The organism is Citrobacter freundii complex sp. 2024EL-00216, assembly GCF_043945515.1.
In the GTDB taxonomy this organism is placed as follows: domain Bacteria; phylum Pseudomonadota; class Gammaproteobacteria; order Enterobacterales; family Enterobacteriaceae; genus Citrobacter; species Citrobacter portucalensis.
In genome coordinates this window covers 113,325-136,889 of sequence record NZ_JBIMRA010000011.1, presented here as the reverse complement: position 1 = coordinate 136,889, position 23,565 = coordinate 113,325, and the positions used below count along the sequence as shown (strand labels likewise).

The window sequence follows — 23,565 nt, the reverse complement described above, 5'->3', positions numbered from 1 at the left end:
ACGCCGAGAGGCTTTAGCCGCGTTACTGCATCTCGGCTGAGAGCATCAGTCGAATAACGCCAGCCGCGCGGGCGGTTGGCAGCTTCAGCACCTGTGACCAGAGATCCTGCACTATCTCACAGGCAATCTTCTCTTTGCCGATCGCTTTAGTCGGATCGGCCATGATCTGAATATCCGGCCCATAGCGCTGTACTAGCCCAGGGCTTATTGCTTGCAGATCCTGCAACGCCAGCTGTTTCTCTTCTGCCGTGACCGTATGTTTGTTTGGACCATAGGCAGCACGCATCATACTCATATCACTCGCCATACGACGGTTCATGATCTCACGCGGAACCAGACGTGCCGGATTAATCCCCCCTTTCACTGCCGGAAACAGAAAGCGGAAGCATTCGTCATCACCGATTTTGGCCACAGCAGCGATCTGCTCAAGGTTAATTTTCATATATTCAATGACATTGGCATCTGGCGCCTGCTGCAATCTCGCCATTTGCAACTGAAGAATTTGCGGCTGTATCGCGTCGATAACCTGCTGTTCGCTACTCCCTGCTTTCTTCATCTGCGCAGCCTGGCTGATAATTTTTTGTGTCAGCTCAGGTTCCTGCTCCTTAATCACCTGAAACGCCGGATTGGAGAGCATCGCCTTTTCAAACTGCTGCTCTTCGGTCAGACCATAATCCGGGCTTTCGCGTGGGATCAGGTAGTGCACATCAAACAGATTCCACGCGATAATCGCCACCACAAAAACCACCGCGCCGGAGATCTTGCCCAGCCAGCCTTTTTTGCGAAACATGCCGACGACGATAGCAATCACCGCCCCGATATAACCTGCCAACAAAACGTGTGCCCAGTTCATTAACCATCCTTATGCCAAATCATCTCTGTTACGGGGATATATTTCCCCTTCGTGTGTTTTGATTATTACGGCAGCAGCGAGCGATTTCCAGCCACCAGATTTTGCTAACAGAAAGAGGAAGGATTAATCCGCGCGGCGATGGACACCGCGCGTCAAAGAAAGGAATTAAGCTGGCACACCACTGTGAAAACGGAATTCATCGTCAGGAGAGGTGATCAACGCGGCTTCTACTTCGCCAAAAAACCGCACCCGGCTACTGATATCATCGGCTGAAACCTGCTGCGCCAGCGCCAGGTAATCCTGATAGTGCCGCGCCTCGGATCGCAGTAGCGACAGATAAAACGCCTGCAAATCGTCATCCAGATACGGCGCCAGCGCGGCGAACCTTTCGCAGGAACGTGCCTCAATGTAAGCCCCGCAAATCAGTTTATCGATTAGCGTTAAAGGCTCATGGGTGCGTACCTCTTTGAGCATGCCTTTGGCGTAACGGCTGGCGGTAATCTTGATATAGGGAATGTTGCGGCTCATCATCGCCTCACGCACCTGCCAGAAATGATGCAGTTCTTCTTTGATAAGCAAAACCATGCTGTCGATAAGCTTGCGTCCCCACGGGTCGTCGGTTTGCGGCATCACGCTTTTGCTTATCTGTTTATTCAGCGCGATAAAATCCGGCTCATCCCCTTCTCTGAAAGCAAACGCTTCATAGGGTTTCAGCCAGTCCAGCAGCGCCTGCGATCCCTGTTTATCCGCGACATACTTACGCACCAGCAGCATCGCCGTTTGCGCCGCTTTCAGCTCACAGACGAGGTGATCGGTCAATAACAGAGGCAGATTTGCCGGGTCCCGCGCTTTATCAAGCCAGGCCTGGGGGGTTTTATAGTGCAGGAAGTTGTGGATCGGGGAGAGTATTTGCAGGTAATCCATACGTTGTCCTTGGCCTGCGGCAGCCTGGGCTACCGCAGGTCAGTTGATGACTTAGTGACGCACGCCGTCATCATCTTCGTCGACGAGGTCTTCATCGTCGCCGTCTTCACCTTCTTCGCCGTTCGGGTCTTCAAAATAGGTGCCCCAACCGTCGTATTCCACATCATATTTTTCAGCCAGGTTGATCAGTTGCTCAACCTGAGCATCGATCAACTCCGCATTCAGTGCACATTCGCTCAGAATGTCACAGCAAATAACCGTGTCGCCTTCTTCCACTTCCAGCTCTTCCGGCTCGGTCACTTCATAACCCAGCTTGAAGGCTTCTACTGCCGCTTTTTCCAGGGTTTCGAAGTCATCCGCGGAAAGGTGATGCTCAATGGTGTACAGCGCGTCTGGATCGCTGCCATCTTCGAGTAACTCTTCAATAATCAAGCGCGTTTCTTCACGCTGTTCTTCCAGTAGTTCCGGGTTTGCCATGGCTCGTTCCTCATAATGTCCTGCCGATACTCTTATTGTCACATACCGCTGTCATTGCCTCCACCTTTCCAGGAAAGATTTGTTAAACAAGGTTGCAAATGAATAAACATCCATATAAATTGAATTTTAATTCAATAAATGGCCTAAGCCATGTGAGGGAACCATGTCTGCGTTTTATCAGAAACATTTTTTGAAACTGCTTGATTTCACCTCTGCTGAACTCACGTCACTGCTTCAGCTCGCCGCACAGCTGAAGGCGGAAAAGAAAAACGGCACTGAAGTCGCAAAGCTCACCGGTAAAAACATCGCGCTCATCTTCGAAAAAGACTCAACCCGTACCCGTTGCTCTTTCGAAGTTGCCGCATACGATCAGGGCGCGCGCGTGACATACCTCGGGCCAAGCGGCAGCCAGATTGGCCATAAAGAGTCGATCAAAGACACCGCCCGCGTGCTCGGCCGCATGTACGACGGTATTCAGTATCGGGGCCACGGTCAGGAGATTGTCGAGACGCTGGCGGAATATGCCGGAGTTCCGGTGTGGAACGGATTAACCAACGAGTTTCATCCCACCCAACTGCTGGCGGATCTGTTAACTATGCAGGAACACCTGCCGGGTAAAGCGTTTAATGAGATGACGCTGGTCTACACCGGTGATGCCCGCAACAATATGGGCAATTCCATGCTGGAAGCCGCCGCGTTAACCGGGCTGGATCTGCGTCTGATCGCACCGCAAGCCTGCTGGCCGGAAGAAAGTCTGGTTGCGGAGTGCAAAGCGCTGGCACAGAAAAACGGCGGCAATATTACGCTGACCGAAGATGTCGCCACGGGCGTGAAAGGCGCGGACTTCATCTATACCGACGTCTGGGTATCAATGGGCGAGGCAAAAGAGAAGTGGGCCGAACGTATTGCGCTGCTGCGTAAATACCAGGTTAATAGCGCGATGATGGCGTTGACCGGCAATCCGCAGGTGAAATTCCTGCACTGCCTGCCCGCGTTTCATGACGATCAAACCACGCTTGGCAAACAAATGGCACAGGAATATGGTCTGCACGGTGGAATGGAAGTGACCGATGAGGTCTTTGAATCCCCCGCCAGTATCGTATTTGATCAGGCAGAAAACCGGATGCACACCATCAAAGCGGTGATGGTGGCGACGCTGGCGAAGTAAGAGCATGGATGAAAAGAATGCCGGATGGCGATGCTAAGCATCTTATCCGGCCTACAATCGCGCTCCCGTAGGCCGGGTAAGGCGAAGCCGCCCCCGGCAAATACGCTTATGCCACCCGCATTTTCACCACGGCTTTGCGTACCAGCGCTGGTGCACCGACCGCGCACAGCGGTTTATGCACTTCGCCCGGATAGAACACCACGAAATCACCTTCGTTCAGCACCACCGTTTTTTCCTGTACCCCTTCCGGCAGGAAGGCGATATCTTTATCCGCCAGCCAGTCAGTTTCCGGCGCGCCCGCAGGCTGCGTGCTGAAGGTCATGCCTTCCTGACCTTTGAGCAGGATCTGAATATCCAGATAGCGCGCGTGATACTCAGCGCGGCGCTGTGCAAACGGCTCCGTCATATCTTCAGCAATCAGATAAAACAGACGATCGCCGTCGATGTCGTGCTTACCCTTTTCCGTCGCATCCGTCACATGCGCTTTAATGTGTTCAATCGCCTGACGCAGCTCTTCCGGCAGCCAGGCATCCAGGTTGTGAATATTGCCGACAATCATCTTAAACCCCTTAATTAAAACATCGTTTCATTTTAGTTGTTATACGAAAAAACGGTCTGCCATACTACTGCTATTTGCCGATATTTTGCGTCAACGCATGTTTATCTCATTGTTGCTGTTTGGCATTCAGGGTGAATGAATATTCATGAGAATCGTTTGCGATGAATAATTTGTGCATTTTTCGCTTGATCCCATAACGGAGCTGAGTATAATCGCGGACAATTTGCCGGGAGGATGTATGGTTCAGTGTGTACGACATTTTGTCTTACCGCGTCTGAAAAAGGACGCTGGCCTGCCATTTTTCTTTCCGTTGATCACCCATTCCGAGCCCCTCAATTGAGGGGCTTTTTTTTTGCCCAGGCGTCAGGAGATAAACATGGCTAACCCGCTCTATCAAAAACACATCATTTCCATAAACGACCTCAGCCGCGATGACCTCAATCTGGTCCTCGCAACAGCGGCGAAATTAAAAGCTAACCCACAGCCGGAGCTGTTAAAGCATAAGGTTATCGCCAGCTGCTTCTTTGAAGCCTCAACCCGCACCCGTTTATCCTTTGAAACCTCCATGCACCGCCTGGGCGCCAGCGTGGTGGGTTTCTCTGACAGCAGCAACACCTCTCTGGGCAAAAAAGGTGAAACACTAGCCGACACTATTTCCGTCATCAGCACCTATGTCGACGCCATCGTAATGCGCCATCCGCAGGAAGGCGCCGCGCGTCTGGCTACGGAGTTCTCCGGTAACGTTCCGGTACTGAACGCAGGCGATGGCTCCAACCAACATCCCACCCAAACGCTGCTGGATCTGTTCACCATTCAGGAAACTCAGGGTCGCCTGGACAATCTGCACATCGCCATGGTGGGTGACCTGAAATATGGCCGCACCGTCCATTCCCTGACCCAGGCGCTGGCGAAGTTTGAAGGTAACCGTTTCTACTTCATCGCCCCGGACGCGTTGGCCATGCCGCAATACATTCTGGATATGTTGAATGAAAAAGGTATCGCCTGGAGCCTCCACGGCACTATTGAAGAGGTGATGGCGGAGGTCGATATCCTCTATATGACCCGCGTACAAAAAGAGCGTCTGGACCCGTCCGAATACGCCAACGTGAAAGCGCAGTTTGTTCTGCGCGCCAGCGATCTGAACGGCGCCAGAGCAAACATGAAGGTACTGCATCCGCTGCCGCGTATCGATGAGATCACCACCGACGTCGACAAGACGCCGCACGCCTGGTATTTCCAGCAGGCTGGCAACGGCATCTTCGCCCGCCAGGCGTTACTGGCACTGGTACTGAATAGCGAACTGGCACTGTAAGGGAGAAAAAGAGATGACACACGATAACAAACTGCAGGTTGAAGCCATCAAACGTGGCACCGTGATTGACCATATTCCCGCACAGGTTGGTTTTAAGCTGCTGACGCTGTTCAAACTGACGGAAACCGACCAGCGTATCACCATCGGTCTGAACCTGCCGTCAGGCGAGATGGGCCGTAAGGACCTGATTAAAATTGAAAACACGTTCCTGACCGATGAGCAGGTAAACCAGCTCTCCCTGTACGCCCCGCAGGCAACGGTAAACCGCATTGACGATTACGACGTGGTGGGTAAATCTCGTCCGAGCCTGCCTGAGCGTATCGACAATGTACTGGTTTGCCCGAACAGCAACTGTATCAGCCATGCTGAGCCGGTTTCCTCCAGTTTTGCAGTGAAAAAGCGTGCTGATGACATCGCACTCAAATGCAAATACTGTGAAAAAGAGTTTTCGCATTATGTGGTGCTGGCCAACTAATTGGGGTTGGTTATGAGATCCCGGCTCCCTATAATGAGCGGGAACATTCTACTACCGCTGTAATTCAGGAGAAATCATGAGCAAGACTATCGCGACGGAAAATGCACCAGCAGCAATCGGCCCATACGTTCAGGGCGTTGACCTGGGTAGCATGGTAATCACTTCCGGTCAGATCCCGGTCGATCCGAAAACCGGTGCCGTAGCGGAAGACGTGTCCGCTCAGGCACGTCAGTCGCTGGAAAACGTAAAAGCTATCGTTGAAGCAGCAGGCCTGAAAGTGGGCGACATCGTAAAAACGACCGTCTTCGTAAAAGACCTGAACGATTTCGCAACTGTAAACGCGACCTACGAAGCGTTCTTCACCGAACACAACGCGACCTTCCCTGCGCGTTCTTGCGTAGAAGTTGCCCGTCTGCCGAAAGACGTGAAAATCGAGATTGAAGCGATCGCCGTTCGTCGCTAAGTCTTATTAGAGAGCCCTGCTCTGGCAGGGTTCCTTAAGTATTGCAGCCTATAACTGAAAAAATCAATTCTCTTCCATTATTCTTTAAGGTGATGGTTTCATTTTCGATTATCCCCACTCCCCAATTATATAATTCCATTTCCCCTTTCTGCTGTAACTCTATATTCTCTGAGAAACAGGTTTGTCCTAAAACCCAGTTCAACCTTGAACTATAAACATTAAATTTAATATCATCATCACTATCATTTTTCATCTTTTCCAATGTATAAACTATCTTATTGTGAATATTAAAATTAACAATATTGTTATATCTTTCAACTGAATTAATAGAAAAAACACAGATAAACATTATAATTAGTAAAAAAAATATTTTTAGAGTAGTTCGTCTTATAAAAGTGTTCATTGATCATGTCCCCATAAAAAAGAATAGCCAGATGAACCAATGAGCGCTTTATTTTTTTCCTGACACTTAATTACCCCCCATTTCTCTGCGACCAAGGATATATCATTTTCATGTGCAATTTTACGGTAAACGTACCGGTAAGGCTGAAATGGATCGTGTAGAGGAGTGTTCATTTCCCTTACAATAATATTCCCAGACGATTTCTCCAAATAAACATATAAACCATGCCAAGATAAATTCTTTGCATAGTGGGTATTTGAATCATCGTTACGGCACCATTGTACAACCAGAAGATAGTGACTTTCACGCACGGGTAACCAGCAAACCGAAATAATATACAGCATATAACAAAAGGCACAAACTAAAGCGAAAGTGAGTATTTTTTCCATGTAAAATAAAGTGCTATGCTCAGTCATGCCATTTTACCTCTGACTCAATGGCACCAAAAATATTGTACTCTCTGGCCAGACACTCCTGATGAAACCTCCCCATAAAATTATCACTCACAGGAACGACACTACCTAAACGAACGCCAGAATTTGCGACACTTACATTCCAGTTATACCTGTCAAAAAACTTAAAATGAAATGTCAAATTATAACTACATAATCTACTACCATTGCTCATCTTATTTTTATACTTATCTTCGGTAATTTGCACCCGACCTTTACCCCAGTATTGATAACCTCCTATAGCATAAAACAAGTCTGGATCGCTAGAAATAAAATCATCAGTATTAACATGCGCAGAAGTAAACTCATGTTGACCTGGCGGTAATGTTTTACAAAAACTCTTTGCCTCATTCAATAATTGTACATAATTATCCCTTAACTGGGCTGATTTTCCCATCATATCAGTTAAGTTAATATGTATGTCTTCACCCGTATTTTGCAAATAATGCAGTAAATTTTCTCGTGAAAAAGGATAGCGATACTTTAAATATAAGCTCCCATCAATCAACTGCTCCAGGTAATATTTATAATAATAAAATTGATCTGAAAAATGCCCCGCACTACACCATTCACCACTTCCAACATCAACACTATATTCAGGTTCCTCTCTCCTCAATATATAACCGATCATAATACTTCCTAAGAATAATTAACATGACAAGATGTTAACATTTATAATCTAGCATATTCTGTTGGAAGACACTGGCAATGCCATAATTCAGAAAATATTTAGCTGTATTGGGTGAAACACAAAAAAAACGGGCATGGAAGCCCGGAATGAATTTAGGTTGGCCCGGTAAGCGCGAGCGCCACCGGGCATTTATCACATCACACCAAGCAGTTTCGGCAGGAACAGCGAAATCGCCGGAATGTACGTCACGAGCATCAGCACCAGGAATAGCACAAGGTAGAATGGCAACATCGCCTTCACCACCTGCTCTATTTTCTGTTTACTCACCGCACTGGCCACAAACAGCACCGACCCTACCGGCGGCGTAATCAGGCCGATCCCTAAGTTCACCAGCATGATCATGCCAAAATGAACCGGATCAATGCCGAGCGCGTTGGTCACCGGCAGCAGAACCGGCGTCAGAATAAGGATCAGCGGTGCCATATCCATCAGCGTACCGATCAGCAGCAGCATGATGTTAATACACATCAGGATGACGTATTTGTTGTCCGAGATGCTGGTGAAGGCTTCAGTGATACGCATCGGCAACTGCATATAAGTCATGACGGCACCGAACGCAGCAGCAAAACCTATCAGGATCATAACGATAGTGACCGTTTTCACCGTGCGGAACATCAGCTTCGGCAGCTCAGACCATTTATAGTCACGGTAGATGAACATGGTGACAAAGAAAGCCCACAGGCAGGCAATTGCCGCAGACTCCGTTGCGGTAAAGATACCTGACAGGATACCGCCCATGATGATCACAACGGTCATCAGGCCCCACAGCGTATCGACGAAAATCTTCAGCGCCTGGCGAAACGGTACACGTTCTCCTTTTGGATAACCGCGCTTGTGCGCAAAAGCCACGCACATCACCATCAGGCTGAGGCTTAACAGCAGCCCCGGCAGGATCCCGGCGATGAACAGCGCGGCAATCGACACCGTGCCGCCGGTCGCCAGCGAGTAAATAACCGAGTTATGGCTGGGCGGCGTAAGAATCGCCTGTACCGAACCGCTGGCCGTTACCGCTGCGGCAAAGTCACGCGGATAACCTTTTTTATCCATCTCCGGGATCATTACCGAACCGATGGACGCGGTATCAGCCACCGACGATCCGGAAATTGCGCCAAAAAAGGTTGATGCCACAATATTTACCAGCGACAGTCCGCCGCGGATAAAACCAACAAAAATATAGGCAAAGTTCACCAGTCGCCGCGCAATTCCCCCTTCGGCCATAATAGCCCCGGCCAGAATAAAGAATGGGATCGCCAGCAGCGAAAACTTATTCACCCCACTGGTCAGTTGGATCATTACCGCTTCCAGTGGAATATCTATGTACCAGGCCCCAATGATGGCGCTAATGCCAACTGCGTACGCTACCGGTACCCCAATCGCCAGCATTATGCCGAGCGTAAAGACGAGAATAAATGCATCCATCTGCTTTCCTTTCTGAAATGGGGGCGGTAACTAGCTGGTCGATCCCAGCATGACAACGGGACGTTGGTACTGCGGACCACGGAAAATCTTTTCAGCGATAAACAGCAGCGTTATGGCAGAGCCTATCGGCAACGGAAGATAGTTTTGCCCGGCGCTTAAAAGCGGGAATTCCGCCACAGGCTGGTCCCACAGTTCAAGACAGAGATTGGTTCCGTACCACAGAATGAACAGACTTATCGCCACCAACATAACGTCAGCGATTACCGAGCAATAACGGCGGGAAGCATCCCCCAGACGGTCAATCACCATGCTCACCGCGATATGCGAGCCTGCACGATAGCTCACCGCCGCGCCAATAAAGGTGAATGTCACCATACAGAGAATAGCGACGGGTTCAGGCCATGACAGAGCGTTATTCAGAACATAACGCGCGAATATGCCAATGGGGATAATGGCGACCATGACCAATAATGCGATACCGGCAATCCACATTGACACCCGATAAAGAAAATCCATTACCGATGAATAGCATTCACCCATAATTATCACCTCGAATTAATCAAAAGATTCAGGCGGAGGGTTGATATCCTCCACCTGATGAATTACTTCACATCCTGAATACGTTTGATCAAATCCTGGTGGTCTTTACCATAATTATCCCGCACTGACTGCGTGGCTTTATAGAAATAATCCGTATCAATATCGTGGAACTGAACGCCATTGGCTTTCATGGTCTCCAGTGATTTCGCATTATAATCCTGCCAAAGTTTTCGTTGCTCTATCTGTGCTTCCTTGGCGAGTTTAATAATGAGATCCTGATCTTCTTTTTTCAACTTATCCCATTTAGCTTTCGAAAACAGAAAAAGCTCAGGAATAATAAAGTGTTTGCTCCAGGTATAGTTTTTCACGACCGGCAAATAGTTATGCGCAACAAACGTTGGCGGGTTATTTTCCGTGCCATCAATAACGCCGGTCTGCATGCCGCTAAATACTTCACTGACGCCCATGACAACGGAGTTAGCGCCCATCGCTTTCAGGGTATCCAGCGCTATCGGACTTCCTTGAACACGGATTTTCATACCGTGTAAATCTTCCGGTTTCACCACCGGATTTTTGGTGATCAGGTTACGCGTGCCGGCATCCATCCAGCCGAGAAACACCAGCCGCGATTTGGTATTAGCCGTCAGACGGTCGCCAATTTCCTGCCCGATCATGCCGTCGAGAACCTTATGCAGATGGTCCTCATCGCGGAAAATATATGGCAGGGTAAACACGTTAATTTCAGGGAGAATGGCGGCAACAGGCGTCATTGAGACACGAATAATATCGATAGCGCCTAATTGCGCCTGTTCAATCATCTGTTTTTCATCGCCTAACACGCCACCAGGAAATGTTTTAATCTCCAGACGGCCGTCGGTCGCAGCGCTAAGTTTTTCCCCCATATGTTTCACTGCGACAACGTTCGGGTAATCAGCCGGATGCACATCTGCGGCGCGAAAAGTTTGTGCCAGCGTTGCATGACTCGCCAGGAATACAGACGCGCCAATACACAGACTTAACAGGTTTTTTGTCAGTTTCATTTGTCCTTCTCCAGAAGTTCATAATATCCATTAACAGGAATAGCTTGCAGAGCAAATGACTGCCGGAATTAAAAACGGGCAGCGAGAAACTTTCTTAACGACGTTACCTGCGCAGACTAACTGGTGTAACAATTTATTTCGATGACTGCGTTCACAAAAAATCGCAGATGCTTAAAATTTTTAGCACACTGTTTCACTTTTGCAATGCAGATCGTTTTATTGATAAAAAAACAACGCAAGGAAGGCGATTTGATACTAATAACACCCGTTAGCATTTCAATAAAAATAAAACACTAATGTTGCGAGGTAATATCTTCGAATGAAAATGAGGAATGCAGGATGGTATTAACACCATCCTGCTGAGGCGTTTGATGTTTACTGCCAGCCGTAGCGACGGCTATAAAAACCTTTCACTAATTGAGTCAATGTCATGTAACCCGCCAGAATCGCAATCAGCCACGGGAAGTAGCTCAGCGGCAATGCCTGCAATTGCAGATAGCTGGCCAGCGGCGAGAACGGTAATGCAATGCCGACGACCATCACCACCAGCGTCATCAACATCAGCGGCCACGCGGCGCGGCTCTGGATGAACGGCACACGACGGGTACGGATCATATGCACAATCAACGTTTGCGACAGCAGGCCCACCACGAACCAGCCAGACTGGAACAACGTCTGATGTTCAGGCGTATTGGCATGGAAGACGAACCACATCAGGCAAAAGGTCAGAATGTCAAAGATCGAGCTGATCGGTCCAAAGAAGATCATAAAGCGGCCCAATTCGCTGGGATTCCAGCGCTGCGGCTTTTTGATCTGCTCTTCGTCGACGTTATCAAACGGAATCGCCACCTGGGATACATCGTACAGCAGGTTCTGAATCAGTAAGTGCAGCGGTAACATCGGCAGGAACGGTAAGAAGGCGCTCGCCACCAGCACGCTAAATACGTTACCAAAGTTTGAACTGGCCGTCATTTTGATGTACTTCAGCATGTTAGAGAAGGTACGGCGTCCTTCAATCACCCCTTCTTCCAGCACCATCAGGCTCTTTTCCAGCAGGATGATATCCGCCGCTTCACGCGCAATATCAACCGCGCCGTCAACGGAGATACCAATGTCCGCCGCACGCAGCGCCGGGGCATCGTTTATACCATCGCCCATAAAGCCGACCACATGGCCTTCGCGCTTGAGCAGCGTGACAATGCGCTCTTTGTGCATTGGCGTCAGACGGGCAAACAGCGTGGTGCGCTGAGCAAGCCGAGCCAGCTCATCATCGCTTAACCCTTCAATGCTGCTACCGATAACCACATCGCCCGCATCCAGGCCCACTTCATGACACACTTTTGCCGCCACCAATTCGCTATCGCCAGTGAGGATTTTCACCGTAATGCCGCTGGCTTTCAGCGCTTTAAGCGCAGGTGCGGTGGTCTCTTTCGGCGGATCGAGGAACGCAATATAGCCTTCGAGGATCAGATCTGATTCATCAATACGCTGGTAATCACCTTCACGCGCTGGCAGGTATTTCGTCGCCACCGCCACCACACGCAGCCCCTGGCGGTTCAGCGTGTCCGTAACGCGTTTCACCCGACGCAGCATGTTGTCATCTAACGGGACTATCTCACCGTTGTGACGCACCTGGGTACATACGCTGAGGATCTCCTGTAGCGCCCCTTTACAGACCAGCTGGTGCACATCGGTTTCTTCTGCCACCACTACCGACATGCGGCGACGTTCAAAATCAAACGGGATCTCATCGATTTTCTGCCAGCGAGTCGAGAGCTGGCGGGCTGATTCTTCGTCCACACCTTCCAGCACCGCCGTATCCAGCAGATTCTTCAGCCCGGTCTGATAATGGCTGTTCAGCCACGCAGAATGCAGGACATGTTCGCTGGGTTTACCAGAGATATCCGTATGATTCTCAAGTACAATTTTATCCTGAGTCAGGGTGCCGGTTTTATCGGTGCACAGAATATCCATTGCGCCAAAGTTCTGGATAGCGTCGAGGTGTTTAACGATAACCTTTTGTTTTGACAGCTTCACCGCCCCACGCGCCAGCGTCGAGGTGACGATCATCGGCAGCATTTCCGGTGTCAGTCCCACCGCCACAGACAGGGCAAACAGCGCCGCTTCCCACCAGTCACCTTTGGTGTAGCCGTTGATGATAAGCACGATGGGCGCCATCACCAGCATAAAGCGGATCAGCAGCATGCTGACGCGGCTGATCCCTTTCTGGAAGGCATTCTGCTCGCTTTCCTGCTCGCTGACGCGACCGGCCAGTTGCCCAAACCAGGTATTGGCTCCGGTTGAAATCACGATGGCCTGCGCCGTGCCGCTCACCACGTTGGTGCCCATAAAGCACAGGGTATCGCATTCCAGCGGGTTGCTTTGCTGCGGATCGCGACTGGTTGCCACTTTCTCCACCGGCAGCGATTCACCGGTCAGCGAAGCCTGGGCTACGAACAGGTCACGAGCCTGTACCACGCGCAGATCGGCCGGGATCATATCCCCTGCTGCAAGCTTGATGACATCGCCGGGCACCAACTGGTCGATCGGCAGTTCAACCCAGCCGTTCTCCCCTTTCTCGTTGATGACGCGCAGCACCGTGGCGGTGTTGCTGACCATCGCTTTCAGCGCATCAGCCGCTTTGGTGGAACGCGCCTCTTGCACAAAATTCAGCAGCGTAGAGATGACGACCATCAGGGCGATGACGCCAGCGGCAAACAGATCTTCGGTGGCATAGGAAATCGCCCCGAGAATGGTCAGCAGTATATTAAACGGATTGCGGTAGCAGACCCACAGATGCACCCACCAGGGCGACGGCTTCTGCGCCGGCAACTGGTTCTCGCCATGTATTTCGCGGGCGTTCTCGACTTCTGCGGCGTTTAAGCCTTCCGGATGAGCGCCGAACGTTTTCCACAGCGCGTCTTCGTCCATCAGCGCCATTTTCAGGCAATGTTCGCTCAGCGATGGCGGGATCGGCGTGCTGGCAACGGTCTGAGCATTCGGCAATGGATCACGATGCACCAGACGATGCGGTAAATGGCGGTTTAGCCGGGCAAACAGCTGGCGGGTCATATTTTTGAACATAGGCAGTCCCTCTGCACCTGTATAAACAGGCGCAGTAAAGCCTTCAGGCGTGGCAAAGCCTTGCCTGGTGGCAATATTAAAATCACAACAGGGACGTCAGAACGTCACTGTCTTACTATTCCGGTAAGACAGTGAAAGACAGGCTTACCGGAAAGGGTTGTTTCTCCATCTCGGGAGAGGGGTGGGATCGGGATCCATATAGCCTCCGGTAAGTGAATGATTTGCGCCGCGGATTATACGCAGAAAACCATAAGGTTTGTGGCAATTATGGCGGTATGATAAACCATGGAAACTAAACCAAACGTATACCAGACTTTGCCCATTGCGCCGCGCTTGAGTAAAGTTATTCTCTATTTGGCATAACTTCACACGCAACACGGGAAAACAGGATGCAAAATCGGCTGACCATTAAAGACATCGCCCGCTTAAGCGGTGTGGGAAAATCAACCGTTTCCCGTGTGCTCAACAATGAAAGCGGCGTGAGTGAACGCACCCGCGAACGCGTTGAGGCGGTGATGAATCAGCACGGTTTTTCCCCTTCCCGTTCCGCACGCGCTATGCGCGGACAAAGCGACAAGGTGGTGGCGATTATCGTCACGCGTCTGGACTCGCTTTCGGAAAATCTCGCCGTGCAGACCATGCTGCCCGCCTTTTATGAACAGGGCTACGATCCGATCATGATGGAAAGCCAGTTCTCGCCCGAGCTGGTTGAAGAACATCTCGGCATGCTCAGACGCCGCAACATTGATGGCGTGGTGCTGTTTGGTTTTACCGGCATTACTGAAGCCATGCTCGCCTCCTGGCAGGATTCTCTGGTGCTGCTGGCTAGAGATGCCAAAGGCTTTGCCTCCGTCTGCTATGACGATGAGGGTGCCATTCGTACCCTGATGCAGCGTTTATACGAACGCGAGCATCGCCATATTAGCTTTCTTGGTGTTCCGCATAGCGATGTGACCACTGGTAAACGCCGCCATGAGGCCTACCTGGCATTCTGTAAAAAACACAAACTACATCCTGTGGCCGCGCTGCCGGGTCTGGCCATGAAGCAGGGCTATGAGCTGGCCGCCAACGTCATCACCCCGGAAACCACCGCTTTAGTCTGTGCGACGGATACCCTTGCCCTTGGCGTCAGCAAATACCTGCAGGAGCAGCGGATTGAGAACCTGCAGCTGGCGAGCGTGGGCAGCACGCCGCTGATGAAATTCCTCCATCCGGAAATTATCACCGTCGATCCAGGATACGCCGAAGCCGGGCGACAAGCGGCCTCGCAGCTGATCGAACAGATCAACGGCCGCAGCGAACCACGACAAATCGTTATTCCTTCCACCCTCTCCTGATCGCTTTCTGAGCATTAATTTGTGATCTTCGCTGCGTTTCGGGAACGTTCCCATTTTTAAATATTCATCGAAGATATACTCTGGCGCCAACAACGAGAGAGTTGCCGAATGACGACGCAACAGCGTCTTTTCCGGTCTACGGGGAACACACACCATCATGAGCAAAATAAAACAAGCAGACATCGACCGGCTGATTGAGCTGGTTGGCGGGCGCGACAATATCGCTACGGTGAGTCACTGCATTACTCGCCTGCGTTTTGTGCTGAATCAGCCTGCAAACGCCAGACCGAAAGAGATCGAATTGTTGCCAATGGTCAAAGGCTGCTTCACCAACGCCGGGCAGTTTCAGGTGGTAATTGGCACCGAGGTGGGCGATTACTACAAAGCGCTGTTGGCGACCACCGGACAAGCCAGTGCCGACAAAGAGCAGGCAAAGAAAGCGGCGCGGCAGAACATGAAGTGGCACGAGCAGCTGATTTCTCACTTCGCGGAGATCTTCTTCCCGCTGCTGCCAGCGCTGATTAGCGGCGGCCTGATCTTAGGTTTCCGTAACGTGATCGGCGATCTGCCCATGAGTAACGGGCAGACGCTGGCGCAGATGCATCCTTCGCTGAAAACCCTCTATGACTTCCTGTGGCTGATTGGCGAAGCGATCTTCTTTTATTTGCCGGTCGGGATTTGTTGGTCGGCGGTGAAGAAAATGGGCGGTACGCCGATCCTCGGTATTGTGCTGGGCGTGACCCTGGTTTCTCCGCAACTGATGAACGCCTATTTGCTCGGTCAGCAGGTGCCGGACGTGTGGAACTTCGGCCTGTTCAGCATTGAGAAAGTGGGCTACCAGGCGCAGGTCATTCCGGCACTGTTGGCCGGGCTGGCGCTCGGGTTTATTGAAACACGCATGAAGCGCATCGTCCCGGATTACCTGTATCTGGTGATCGTCCCGGTGTGCTCGCTGATCCTTGCGGTATTCCTTGCGCATGCCTTTATCGGTCCATTTGGCCGCATGATTGGCGACGGTGTCGCGTTTGCGGTCCGTCATCTGCTGACCGGCAGTTTTGCTCCGATTGGCGCGGCGCTGTTCGGCTTCCTGTATGCCCCGCTGGTGATCACCGGTGTGCATCAGACCACGCTGGCTATCGACATGCAGATGATTCAGAGCATGGGCGGTACGCCGGTATGGCCACTGATCGCACTGTCGAATATCGCTCAGGCCTCTGCGGTGGTCGGGATCATTATCTCCAGTCGCAAACACAACGAACGTGAAATTTCCGTTCCTGCCGCGATCTCCGCCTATCTCGGGGTAACCGAACCAGCAATGTACGGGATCAACCTGAAATACCGCTTCCCAATGCTGTGCGCGATGATCGGCTCCGGTCTCGCCGGACTGCTGTGCGGCCTGAACGGTGTGCTGGCGAACGGGATTGGCGTCGGCGGTTTGCCGGGCATCCTCTCCATCCAGCCGACTTACTGGCAGGTCTTTGGCATGGCGATGGTCATTGCGATTGTCATCCCAATGATACTGACCTCGTTCGTTTACCAGCGTAAACACCGTCTGGGCACATTACAGATTGTCTAACTTTTCTTCGGGGCGCAGTTGCGCCCCAGCGTATTTCCAGGAAACAACCATGAATATTCCCCACTGGTGGCAAAACGGCGTTATCTATCAGGTTTACCCCAAGAGTTTTCAGGACACCACCGGCAGCGGCACCGGAGATTTACGCGGCGTGACGCAGCGCCTCGACTATTTGCAAAAGCTGGGCGTTGATGCCATCTGGCTGACGCCGTTCTATATTTCGCCGCAGGTTGATAACGGTTACGACGTCGCAGACTACACGTCTGTCGATCCGGCCTACGGCACGCTGGAAGACTTTGATGAACTGGTGGCGCAGGCGAAAGCGCGCGGCATCCGTATTATTCTCGACATGGTGTTTAACCACACCTCAACCCAGCACGCCTGGTTTCGTGAAGCGCTGGATAAAGACAGCCCGTATCGTCAGTTTTATCTCTGGCGCGACGGCACGCCAGACTGCCCGCCAAATAACTGGCGCTCCAAGTTTGGCGGCAACGCCTGGGGCTGGCACGCCGAAAGCGAGCAGTACTATCTGCACCTCTTTGCTCCGGAGCAAGCCGACCTGAATTGGGAAAACCCGGCGGTACGCGCCGAGCTTAAGAAAGTATGCGAGTTTTGGGCCGATCGCGGCGTGGACGGACTGCGCCTCGACGTGGTGAATCTTATCTCTAAAGACCAGGACTTCCCGAACGATCCCGACGGCGATGGACGGCGTTTTTATACCGACGGCCCGCGCGCGCATGAATTTTTGCGTGAGATGAACCGCGATGTTTTTACCCCACGCAACCTGATGACGGTCGGCGAAATGTCTTCCACTACGCTTGAACATTGCCAGCAGTACGCCGCACAAGATGGTAGTGAACTGTCGATGACCTTTAACTTCCACCACCTGAAAGTGGATTACCCCAACGGTGAGAAGTGGACGTTAGCAAAACCCGATTATGTGGCGCTAAAAACCCTGTTCCGCCACTGGCAGCAGGGCATGCACAATCAGGCCTGGAACGCGCTATTCTGGTGTAACCACGATCAGCCGCGCATCGTGTCGCGTTTTGGCGATGAAGGTAAATACCGCGTTCCGTCGGCCAAAGTGCTGGCGATGGTGCTGCATGGCATGCAGGGCACCCCCTACATCTACCAGGGTGAAGAGATTGGCATGACCAACCCGCACTTCCGCCAGATTACCGATTATCGCGATGTGGAAAGCCATAACATGTTTGCCGAGTTGAACGGCCAGGGACGCGATGCGCAAGAACTGCTGGCGATCCTCGCCAGTAAATCACGCGATAACAGCCGCACGCCGATGCAATGGGATAGCAGCAAACACGCGGGCTTCACCTACGGCGAGCCGTGGATCAATCTGTGTGACAACGCAGCAGACATTAACGTAGCGGCAGCACTGAACGATGCCGAGTCGGTGTTCTACACCTATCAGAAGCTGATCGCCTTGCGCAAAGCGGAGCCGGTTATCACCTGGGGCGACTACCAGGATCTGCTACCGGACAGCCCGCATCTGTGGTGCTATCAACGAGAGTGGCAAGGGCAGCGGCTGCTGGTCATTGCCAATCTAAGCGATACCTTTCAGAGCTGGCAGCCATCCCAGACCGACGGAAACTGGCAGGTGCTGATGCACAACTATGCCGAGGTTGCCAGCCAACCAGGGGACATGACACTGCGTCCTTTTGAGGCCGTCTGGTGGGTGCAAAAATAGCTTGCAATTATGTTCAGGCCCGGTACGCATAGCGCTACCGGGCGTTGCTACATACGCTTAGCTTAGCTTCCTGTTTTTGTTGAATAATTAATCAGAATTTTCTGCCCACAATTTACAATCGCTGTACTGCCCGTCATCTGTACGCTCCGATTTTTACTTTGCGCTACATCAAATAAATCGTAAACATCCTTGATGCAAATCACTACATATAGAACTTAAAATGCACGCCGACCCAATATGTTGTATTAATCGACTACAATTGCTACAACTACAGTGCACCGTTTAACGGTGGAATTGTGGATAAAGTGGGTCAGGATTGCGGGAAGTCATTGGCCAGATAGATGAATAAAGCCATGACCGCTTCCCCAACCTCTGTGGATAACCTGTTCTTATAAATATGGAGTGATCATGACACCGCATGTGATGAAACGAGATGGCTGTAAAGTGCCGTTTAAATCAGAGCGCATCAAAGAAGCCATTCTGCGTGCAGCTAAAGCAGCGGGAGTCGATGACGCAGATTACTGTGCCACCGTCGCAGAAGTCGTTAGTAGCCAGATGAATGAGCGCAGCCAGGTCGATATCAACGAGATCCAGACAGCGGTTGAAAACCAGCTGATGTCTGGTCCGTACAAACAACTCGCCCGTGCGTACATCGAATATCGCCACGACCGTGATATACAGCGTGAAAAACGTGGCCGTCTGAACCAGGAAATTCGTGGTCTGGTTGAGCAAACCAACTCTGCTCTGCTGAACGAAAACGCCAACAAAGACAGCAAAGTGATCCCGACCCAGCGCGACCTGCTGGCCGGTATCGTCGCCAAACACTATGCGCGTCAACACCTGCTGCCGCGTGATGTCGTCCAGGCGCACGAGCGTGGTGATATTCACTATCACGATCTCGACTACTCTCCGTTCTTCCCAATGTTTAACTGCATGCTGATCGACCTGAAAGGTATGCTGACGCAGGGCTTTAAGATGGGTAACGCGGAGATTGAGCCGCCAAAATCCATCTCCACCGCGACGGCCGTCACCGCGCAAATTATCGCGCAGGTTGCCAGTCATATTTATGGCGGTACCACCATTAACCGTATTGACGAAGTTCTCGCACCGTTCGTGACCGAGAGCTTTAATAAGCATCGCAAAACCGCTGAAGAGTGGCAGATCCCAGATGCCGACGGTTATGCGCATTCCCGTACCGAGAAAGAGTGCTACGACGCATTCCAGTCCCTTGAGTATGAAGTGAATACCCTGCATACCGCCAACGGTCAGACGCCGTTCGTCACCTTCGGTTTCGGCCTGGGAACCAGCTGGGAATCGCGTTTGATCCAGCAGTCCATTCTGCGTAACCGCATTGCCGGCCTGGGTAAAAATCGTAAAACCGCCGTGTTCCCGAAACTGGTGTTTGCGATTCGTGACGGTCTGAACCACAAGTTTGGCGATCCGAACTATGACATCAAGCAGCTGGCGCTGGAGTGCGCGAGCAAGCGTATGTATCCGGATATCCTGAACTACGATCAGGTGGTTAAAGTGACCGGCTCCTTCAAAACGCCGATGGGCTGCCGCAGCTTCCTGGGCGTATGGGAAAACGAGAACGGCGAACAGGTCCACGATGGCCGTAACAACCTCGGCGTTATCAGCCTTAACCTGCCGCGTATCGCGCTGGAAGCTCATGGCGATGAAACCACCTTCTGGAAACTGCTCGACGACCGTCTGATCCTGGCGCGTAAAGCGCTGATGACCCGCATTGCGCGTCTGGAAGGCGTGAAGGCCCGCGTTGCACCAATCCTGTATATGGAAGGGGCCTGCGGCGTGCGTCTGAAAGCAGACGATGACGTGTCTGAAATCTTTAAAAACGGCCGCGCATCGATTTCTCTGGGTTACATTGGCATTCACGAAACCATCAACGCGCTGTTTGGCGACAAACACTTGTACGACAGCGAGCAGCTTCGCGCTAAAGCTATCGCCATTGTGGAACGTCTGCGTCAGGCGGTCGATCAGTGGAAAGACGAAACCGGCTACGGCTTTAGTCTGTACAGTACACCAAGTGAAAACCTGTGCGATCGTTTCTGCCGTCTGGATACCGCCGAGTTTGGCGTGGTGCTGGGTGTTACCGACAAAGGTTACTACACCAACAGCTTCCACCTCGACGTGGAGAAAAAGGTTAACCCGTACGACAAGATCGATTTCGAAGCGCCGTACCCGCCGCTGGCGAACGGAGGTTTCATTTGCTACGGCGAGTATCCGAACATTCAGCACAACCTGAAAGCACTGGAAGACGTCTGGGATTACAGCTATCAGCACGTGCCGTATTACGGGACCAACACGCCAATCGATGAATGCTACGAGTGCGGCTTTACCGGTGAGTTCGAGTGCACCAGCAAAGGCTTTACCTGCCCGAAATGTGGTAACCACGACGCCGCGCGCGTGTCGGTCACTCGCCGCGTATGCGGTTATTTAGGCAGCCCGGACGCTCGTCCGTTTAACGCCGGTAAGCAGGAAGAAGTGAAGCGCCGCGTTAAGCATTTAGGTAATGGGCAGATAGGTTAATTTCCGTTTGCAAAGGCCGTAGGCCTGATAAGACGCAATCGCGTCGCCATCAGGCATCACAATGTTGCCGGATGCGGTGCAAGCACCTTATCCGGCCTACATGCTTTCTGGACACCCGCTATGCGCTACCATCAATACTATCCCGTCGATATCGTTAACGGCCCCGGCACTCGCTGCACCCTGTTTGTGTCGGGATGCGTGCATGAATGCCCTGGCTGCTATAACAAAAGCACCTGGCGACTCAATTCCGGCCAGCCGTTTACCAAAGAGATGGAAGACAAGATCATTGCCGATCTGAACGACACGCGAATCCCTCGCCAGGGTATTTCGCTGTCCGGCGGCGATCCGCTGCATCCGCAAAACGTGCCGGATATCCTGCAACTGGTACAGCGTATTCACGCTGAGTGTCCGGGGAAAGATATCTGGGTGTGGACTGGCTACAAGCTTGATGAACTCAACGCCGCACAAATGCAGGTGGTGGATCTCATCAACGTGCTGGTCGATGGTAAATTTGTGCAGGATCTTAAAGACCCGGCGCTGATCTGGCGCGGTAGCAGCAACCAGGTTGTACATCATTTGCGTTAACTTTCAGGCGGTAAACATTCTGTTATCCGCCTCTCAAAAACGGCTCACACACTCCATCGCAACCGCTTTGAACTCGGTGAAATTACGGCACGCGCAGAGTCGCGTCATCGCGCGTTCACGCAGGAAGGTAACGAAGATATCGTAGATAGCCATCGCCTCTTCATATTCACTCTTGCTGATGGCGAGCAAAAAGATCACGTGGGCCGTTTCATCGCCCCAGGCGATACCCTGTGGGGCGAGGATGGTGTAGACCACCGTTTTCTTTGCCAGCAGACCAAGGGCGTGCGGCAAGGCAATGCTGTCACCCAGCATGGTGCTGACGATGGCCTCACGCTCAACCACCGAATCAAGAAATTCCGCGTCGACAAAACCTTCATCCTGCAACTGACGGCATAAGGTTTTGAACAACGTTTGTTGATCCATTGGCTCGTCAATCACACGAAAATGGGCGGCATCGAAGAATTTGTTCAACATCCACGGACGGGTTCTGTCGACCAGCACCAGTTTGCCAATCTGCTCCAGCTGATAATCGGTAGGGAACGGCGCAATCATCACCACCGGCTTATCTTTTTCACCAATCCGCGCGGTTGAGATGACAAAATCTTCGCTGATGCTTTCCCGCTGTTCGTAGTCGCGAAGCGTTACGGTATCGACGATCTCTATCTGCGGATACTTACGCGCCAGTACCGCTTCAATCATCCGCGCCATCGCATTTCCGGCATCGCATACCAGCAGAACCTTCGGCTGTCTCTGGTAACCGATGTTGTAACTACGCTCCAGCCCGACGCCAATATGCAGCACGAGGAAACCAATCTCATTTTCACTGATGGTGTACGGCGTATATTTTCCCCATCCCGAGATGGCGGCCAGCGTCATGTCCCACGCCATGGGGTAATGCTGTTTAATATTTTCCAACAGCGGATTGGGGATCATTATCTGGTAACGCACCCGGGTGATCATCGTCTTAATATGCGTCAGCAGGTCAGCATGCAACTGTTTATCATTCAACAGGTTGTAGTTGTACTGGGTGTTGATAAAACGCAGGATGTAATTGACCAACGCTTCGTCATCATCCGCATTGATAGCACTGGGCGCGATCTCCTGAACCTGGCGGGCAGCAATATGCACCTGTAGCCAGTTTTCTTCGGAAACGGAAAGCGGTTTGTCTGCCAGGCGGTGCAGTACCGCCGCGATTTCCCGCGTGGCCAGGCACACCGATTGATCGGCCTCTTCTGCGGCAAAATCCGGGAGTGGATATCCTTCGCTAATCCGCCGTACCGCCACCGCGCAGTACAAGCGTAAAAACAGCTCGCCCTCATCGGTCAGACGAATATGGAAACGGGCAAAAATGTCCTGCAAAACGGGTTGCAACTGTTCAGGAAGCCCCGCATTCAGCGCTTCTTGCGTCACTAACAGATGCTGCGGATCCTGCTGCGCCAGCGTCCACATCAGATCGGTCAAACAGGCGCGGATCGCCATTTCGCTGCCGAACAGCTTCATGCCGTGACGGGGACGCGTTTCCAGCGTCAGATGATAACGTTGCAGATGCTCGCGCACCTCAGCCATATCGTTTTGCAGCGTCGCGCGGCTGATAAACCATTCATCAGCCAAATCTTCCAGCTTCAGCGAGAAAGCCGACGTCAGAAAACGCACCACCAGCCAGTGTATCCGTTCCTGGCTGGTCCGTGGGATACGCAGCAACGTATTGGGCTGCTGCGTTTGCAGGGTGTGAAAGCTTGCCGGGTCGTCAATTTTGAGCTGATAACCATTACCCCGGCTGAGGACAAACTGTGCGCCGTGCTGGGTGAGCAGCGCGTTTAGCGCGGTGATATCCGCCCGTACGGTGCGTGTGGAAACCGACAACCGCTGCGCCAGCTCGTCCTGTGGAAGCGCTTCGTTTTGCAACATGTCAAACAGCTGTGCTAAACGTTGGTTGGGGAATCGCACGTCAGTTTCCT

General features: G+C 51.8%; 25 protein-coding genes. 12 read left to right on the top strand and 13 right to left on the bottom strand.

The features are described from left to right. Nucleotides 1–22 precede the first annotated feature (22 nt). The 3 genes from ACHHZ7_RS15945 to rraB form a co-directional block, all read right to left on the bottom strand. Nucleotides 23–853 carry a hypothetical protein gene (locus ACHHZ7_RS15945; protein ID WP_060682819.1) on the bottom strand — a complete coding sequence of 277 codons (831 nt, stop codon included), beginning with the start codon at nt 851–853 and terminating at the stop codon, nt 23–25. Between the two features lie 165 nt (nt 854–1,018). Then, on the bottom strand, nt 1,019–1,777 hold the full coding sequence (miaE, locus tag ACHHZ7_RS15940; protein ID WP_060682820.1) for a tRNA isopentenyl-2-thiomethyl-A-37 hydroxylase MiaE: 759 nt from the start codon (nt 1,775–1,777) through the stop codon (nt 1,019–1,021). Nucleotides 1,778–1,828: 51 nt separating this feature from the next. Continuing rightward, complete coding sequence (gene rraB, locus ACHHZ7_RS15935; RefSeq protein WP_060682821.1) at nt 1,829–2,254, bottom strand: ribonuclease E inhibitor RraB; 426 nt, start codon at nt 2,252–2,254, stop codon at nt 1,829–1,831. 98 nt (nt 2,255–2,352) lie between these two features. Here rraB and ACHHZ7_RS15930 point away from each other — a divergent pair, with 98 nt between their 5' ends. Both ACHHZ7_RS15930 and argF read left to right on the top strand, forming a co-directional pair. Continuing rightward, nucleotides 2,353–2,448, top strand: a complete 96-nt coding sequence (locus ACHHZ7_RS15930; RefSeq protein ID WP_370867251.1) for a hypothetical protein — start codon at nt 2,353–2,355, stop codon at nt 2,446–2,448. Further along, nucleotides 2,418–3,422 carry an ornithine carbamoyltransferase gene (gene argF / locus ACHHZ7_RS15925; RefSeq protein WP_060682822.1) on the top strand — a complete coding sequence of 335 codons (1,005 nt, stop codon included), beginning with the start codon at nt 2,418–2,420 and terminating at the stop codon, nt 3,420–3,422. Before ACHHZ7_RS15930 ends, argF begins: the two co-directional genes overlap by 31 nt. A gap of 106 nt (nt 3,423–3,528) precedes the next feature. On the opposite strand, the gene ACHHZ7_RS15920 is transcribed toward argF, so the two are convergent. Then, complete coding sequence (locus ACHHZ7_RS15920) at nt 3,529–3,981, bottom strand: YhcH/YjgK/YiaL family protein (RefSeq protein WP_008786059.1); 453 nt, start codon at nt 3,979–3,981, stop codon at nt 3,529–3,531. 238 nt (nt 3,982–4,219) lie between these two features. Between ACHHZ7_RS15920 and pyrL the strand changes: the two genes are divergently transcribed. The 5 genes from pyrL to ridA all read left to right on the top strand — a co-directional run bounded on the left by pyrL (nt 4,220) and on the right by ridA (nt 6,231). Then, nucleotides 4,220–4,321, top strand: a complete 102-nt coding sequence (pyrL, locus tag ACHHZ7_RS15915; protein ID WP_003025819.1) for a pyr operon leader peptide — start codon at nt 4,220–4,222, stop codon at nt 4,319–4,321. Next, nucleotides 4,302–4,355, top strand: a complete 54-nt coding sequence (locus ACHHZ7_RS15910; RefSeq protein ID WP_106875647.1) for a pyrBI operon leader peptide — start codon at nt 4,302–4,304, stop codon at nt 4,353–4,355. The genes pyrL and ACHHZ7_RS15910 overlap by 20 nt, the downstream gene beginning before the upstream one ends. A gap of 2 nt (nt 4,356–4,357) precedes the next feature. Further along, nucleotides 4,358–5,293, top strand: coding sequence for an aspartate carbamoyltransferase (pyrB, locus tag ACHHZ7_RS15905; RefSeq protein ID WP_003025818.1), 936 nt, complete (start codon nt 4,358–4,360; stop codon nt 5,291–5,293). A 13-nt stretch (nt 5,294–5,306) separates the two neighbouring features. Then, nucleotides 5,307–5,768 (top strand): aspartate carbamoyltransferase regulatory subunit, encoded by a 462-nt coding sequence (gene pyrI, locus ACHHZ7_RS15900; RefSeq protein ID WP_003025816.1) that lies wholly within the window; start codon nt 5,307–5,309, stop codon nt 5,766–5,768. Between the two features lie 76 nt (nt 5,769–5,844). Next, a complete protein-coding gene (gene ridA, locus ACHHZ7_RS15895) occupies nt 5,845–6,231 on the top strand; it encodes a 2-iminobutanoate/2-iminopropanoate deaminase (protein WP_000047544.1) in 387 nt (128 codons plus the stop codon). Nucleotides 6,232–6,265: 34 nt separating this feature from the next. Here ridA and ACHHZ7_RS15890 read toward each other — a convergent pair whose 3' ends face one another. From ACHHZ7_RS15890 to mgtL, 8 genes are all read right to left on the bottom strand, one after another. Beyond that, entirely contained in the window at nt 6,266–6,634 is a 369-nt protein-coding gene (locus tag ACHHZ7_RS15890; RefSeq protein WP_060682823.1) for a hypothetical protein, read from the bottom strand. Further along, nucleotides 6,631–7,050 carry a hypothetical protein gene (locus tag ACHHZ7_RS15885; protein ID WP_048227185.1) on the bottom strand — a complete coding sequence of 140 codons (420 nt, stop codon included), beginning with the start codon at nt 7,048–7,050 and terminating at the stop codon, nt 6,631–6,633. The genes ACHHZ7_RS15890 and ACHHZ7_RS15885 overlap by 4 nt, the downstream gene beginning before the upstream one ends. Further along, nucleotides 7,043–7,717 carry a hypothetical protein gene (locus tag ACHHZ7_RS15880; RefSeq protein ID WP_225623062.1) on the bottom strand — a complete coding sequence of 225 codons (675 nt, stop codon included), beginning with the start codon at nt 7,715–7,717 and terminating at the stop codon, nt 7,043–7,045. Before ACHHZ7_RS15880 ends, ACHHZ7_RS15885 begins: the two co-directional genes overlap by 8 nt. Before the next feature lie 192 nt (nt 7,718–7,909). Continuing rightward, nucleotides 7,910–9,196: a TRAP transporter large permease gene (locus tag ACHHZ7_RS15875; RefSeq protein WP_060682824.1), complete on the bottom strand. Its 1,287-nt coding sequence runs from the start codon at nt 9,194–9,196 to the stop codon at nt 7,910–7,912. 30 nt (nt 9,197–9,226) lie between these two features. Next, nucleotides 9,227–9,736, bottom strand: coding sequence for a TRAP transporter small permease (locus ACHHZ7_RS15870; protein WP_020996255.1), 510 nt, complete (start codon nt 9,734–9,736; stop codon nt 9,227–9,229). A gap of 62 nt (nt 9,737–9,798) precedes the next feature. Then, nucleotides 9,799–10,776 carry a TRAP transporter substrate-binding protein gene (locus tag ACHHZ7_RS15865; protein ID WP_048215053.1) on the bottom strand — a complete coding sequence of 326 codons (978 nt, stop codon included), beginning with the start codon at nt 10,774–10,776 and terminating at the stop codon, nt 9,799–9,801. A 375-nt stretch (nt 10,777–11,151) separates the two neighbouring features. After that, nucleotides 11,152–13,860 (bottom strand): magnesium-translocating P-type ATPase, encoded by a 2,709-nt coding sequence (mgtA, locus tag ACHHZ7_RS15860; RefSeq protein WP_048215054.1) that lies wholly within the window; start codon nt 13,858–13,860, stop codon nt 11,152–11,154. Between the two features lie 144 nt (nt 13,861–14,004). Then, nucleotides 14,005–14,058: a mgtA regulatory leader peptide MgtL gene (mgtL, locus tag ACHHZ7_RS15855; RefSeq protein ID WP_223240846.1), complete on the bottom strand. Its 54-nt coding sequence runs from the start codon at nt 14,056–14,058 to the stop codon at nt 14,005–14,007. Between the two features lie 191 nt (nt 14,059–14,249). On the opposite strand from mgtL, the gene treR reads away from it, so the two are divergent. The 5 genes from treR to nrdG all read left to right on the top strand — a co-directional run bounded on the left by treR (nt 14,250) and on the right by nrdG (nt 21,607). After that, a complete protein-coding gene (gene treR / locus ACHHZ7_RS15850) occupies nt 14,250–15,197 on the top strand; it encodes a trehalose operon repressor TreR (RefSeq protein ID WP_060682825.1) in 948 nt (315 codons plus the stop codon). A 157-nt stretch (nt 15,198–15,354) separates the two neighbouring features. Continuing rightward, on the top strand, nt 15,355–16,773 hold the full coding sequence (gene treB, locus ACHHZ7_RS15845) for a PTS trehalose transporter subunit IIBC (RefSeq protein WP_008786051.1): 1,419 nt from the start codon (nt 15,355–15,357) through the stop codon (nt 16,771–16,773). Between the two features lie 49 nt (nt 16,774–16,822). Further along, nucleotides 16,823–18,475 (top strand): alpha,alpha-phosphotrehalase, encoded by a 1,653-nt coding sequence (gene treC / locus ACHHZ7_RS15840; protein WP_060682826.1) that lies wholly within the window; start codon nt 16,823–16,825, stop codon nt 18,473–18,475. A gap of 408 nt (nt 18,476–18,883) precedes the next feature. Further along, nucleotides 18,884–21,022, top strand: a complete 2,139-nt coding sequence (gene nrdD / locus ACHHZ7_RS15835) for an anaerobic ribonucleoside-triphosphate reductase (protein WP_060682827.1) — start codon at nt 18,884–18,886, stop codon at nt 21,020–21,022. Nucleotides 21,023–21,142: 120 nt separating this feature from the next. Continuing rightward, nucleotides 21,143–21,607, top strand: coding sequence for an anaerobic ribonucleoside-triphosphate reductase-activating protein (gene nrdG / locus ACHHZ7_RS15830; RefSeq protein ID WP_048227187.1), 465 nt, complete (start codon nt 21,143–21,145; stop codon nt 21,605–21,607). 33 nt (nt 21,608–21,640) lie between these two features. Here nrdG and ACHHZ7_RS15825 read toward each other — a convergent pair whose 3' ends face one another. Next, nucleotides 21,641–23,554: a BglG family transcription antiterminator gene (locus tag ACHHZ7_RS15825; RefSeq protein WP_060682828.1), complete on the bottom strand. Its 1,914-nt coding sequence runs from the start codon at nt 23,552–23,554 to the stop codon at nt 21,641–21,643. Nucleotides 23,555–23,565: the final 11 nt, after the last annotated feature.

Excerpts from the sequence above, each read along its gene's own strand:
- ACHHZ7_RS15945 (WP_060682819.1), bottom strand. The coding sequence starts at position 853 with ATGAACTGGGCACACGTTTTGTTGGCAGGTTATATCGGGGCGGTGATT.
- miaE (WP_060682820.1), bottom strand. The coding sequence starts at position 1,777 with ATGGATTACCTGCAAATACTCTCCCCGATCCACAACTTCCTGCACTAT.
- rraB (WP_060682821.1), bottom strand. The coding sequence starts at position 2,254 with ATGGCAAACCCGGAACTACTGGAAGAACAGCGTGAAGAAACGCGCTTG.
- ACHHZ7_RS15930 (WP_370867251.1), top strand. The coding sequence starts at position 2,353 with ATGAATAAACATCCATATAAATTGAATTTTAATTCAATAAATGGCCTA.
- argF (WP_060682822.1), top strand. The coding sequence starts at position 2,418 with ATGTCTGCGTTTTATCAGAAACATTTTTTGAAACTGCTTGATTTCACC.
- ACHHZ7_RS15920 (WP_008786059.1), bottom strand. The coding sequence starts at position 3,981 with ATGATTGTCGGCAATATTCACAACCTGGATGCCTGGCTGCCGGAAGAG.
- pyrL (WP_003025819.1), top strand. The coding sequence starts at position 4,220 with ATGGTTCAGTGTGTACGACATTTTGTCTTACCGCGTCTGAAAAAGGAC.
- pyrB (WP_003025818.1), top strand. The coding sequence starts at position 4,358 with ATGGCTAACCCGCTCTATCAAAAACACATCATTTCCATAAACGACCTC.
- pyrI (WP_003025816.1), top strand. The coding sequence starts at position 5,307 with ATGACACACGATAACAAACTGCAGGTTGAAGCCATCAAACGTGGCACC.
- ridA (WP_000047544.1), top strand. The coding sequence starts at position 5,845 with ATGAGCAAGACTATCGCGACGGAAAATGCACCAGCAGCAATCGGCCCA.
- ACHHZ7_RS15890 (WP_060682823.1), bottom strand. The coding sequence starts at position 6,634 with ATGAACACTTTTATAAGACGAACTACTCTAAAAATATTTTTTTTACTA.
- ACHHZ7_RS15885 (WP_048227185.1), bottom strand. The coding sequence starts at position 7,050 with ATGACTGAGCATAGCACTTTATTTTACATGGAAAAAATACTCACTTTC.
- ACHHZ7_RS15880 (WP_225623062.1), bottom strand. The coding sequence starts at position 7,717 with ATGATCGGTTATATATTGAGGAGAGAGGAACCTGAATATAGTGTTGAT.
- ACHHZ7_RS15875 (WP_060682824.1), bottom strand. The coding sequence starts at position 9,196 with ATGGATGCATTTATTCTCGTCTTTACGCTCGGCATAATGCTGGCGATT.
- ACHHZ7_RS15870 (WP_020996255.1), bottom strand. The coding sequence starts at position 9,736 with ATGGGTGAATGCTATTCATCGGTAATGGATTTTCTTTATCGGGTGTCA.
- ACHHZ7_RS15865 (WP_048215053.1), bottom strand. The coding sequence starts at position 10,776 with ATGAAACTGACAAAAAACCTGTTAAGTCTGTGTATTGGCGCGTCTGTA.
- mgtA (WP_048215054.1), bottom strand. The coding sequence starts at position 13,860 with ATGTTCAAAAATATGACCCGCCAGCTGTTTGCCCGGCTAAACCGCCAT.
- treR (WP_060682825.1), top strand. The coding sequence starts at position 14,250 with ATGCAAAATCGGCTGACCATTAAAGACATCGCCCGCTTAAGCGGTGTG.
- treB (WP_008786051.1), top strand. The coding sequence starts at position 15,355 with ATGAGCAAAATAAAACAAGCAGACATCGACCGGCTGATTGAGCTGGTT.
- treC (WP_060682826.1), top strand. The coding sequence starts at position 16,823 with ATGAATATTCCCCACTGGTGGCAAAACGGCGTTATCTATCAGGTTTAC.
- nrdD (WP_060682827.1), top strand. The coding sequence starts at position 18,884 with ATGACACCGCATGTGATGAAACGAGATGGCTGTAAAGTGCCGTTTAAA.
- nrdG (WP_048227187.1), top strand. The coding sequence starts at position 21,143 with ATGCGCTACCATCAATACTATCCCGTCGATATCGTTAACGGCCCCGGC.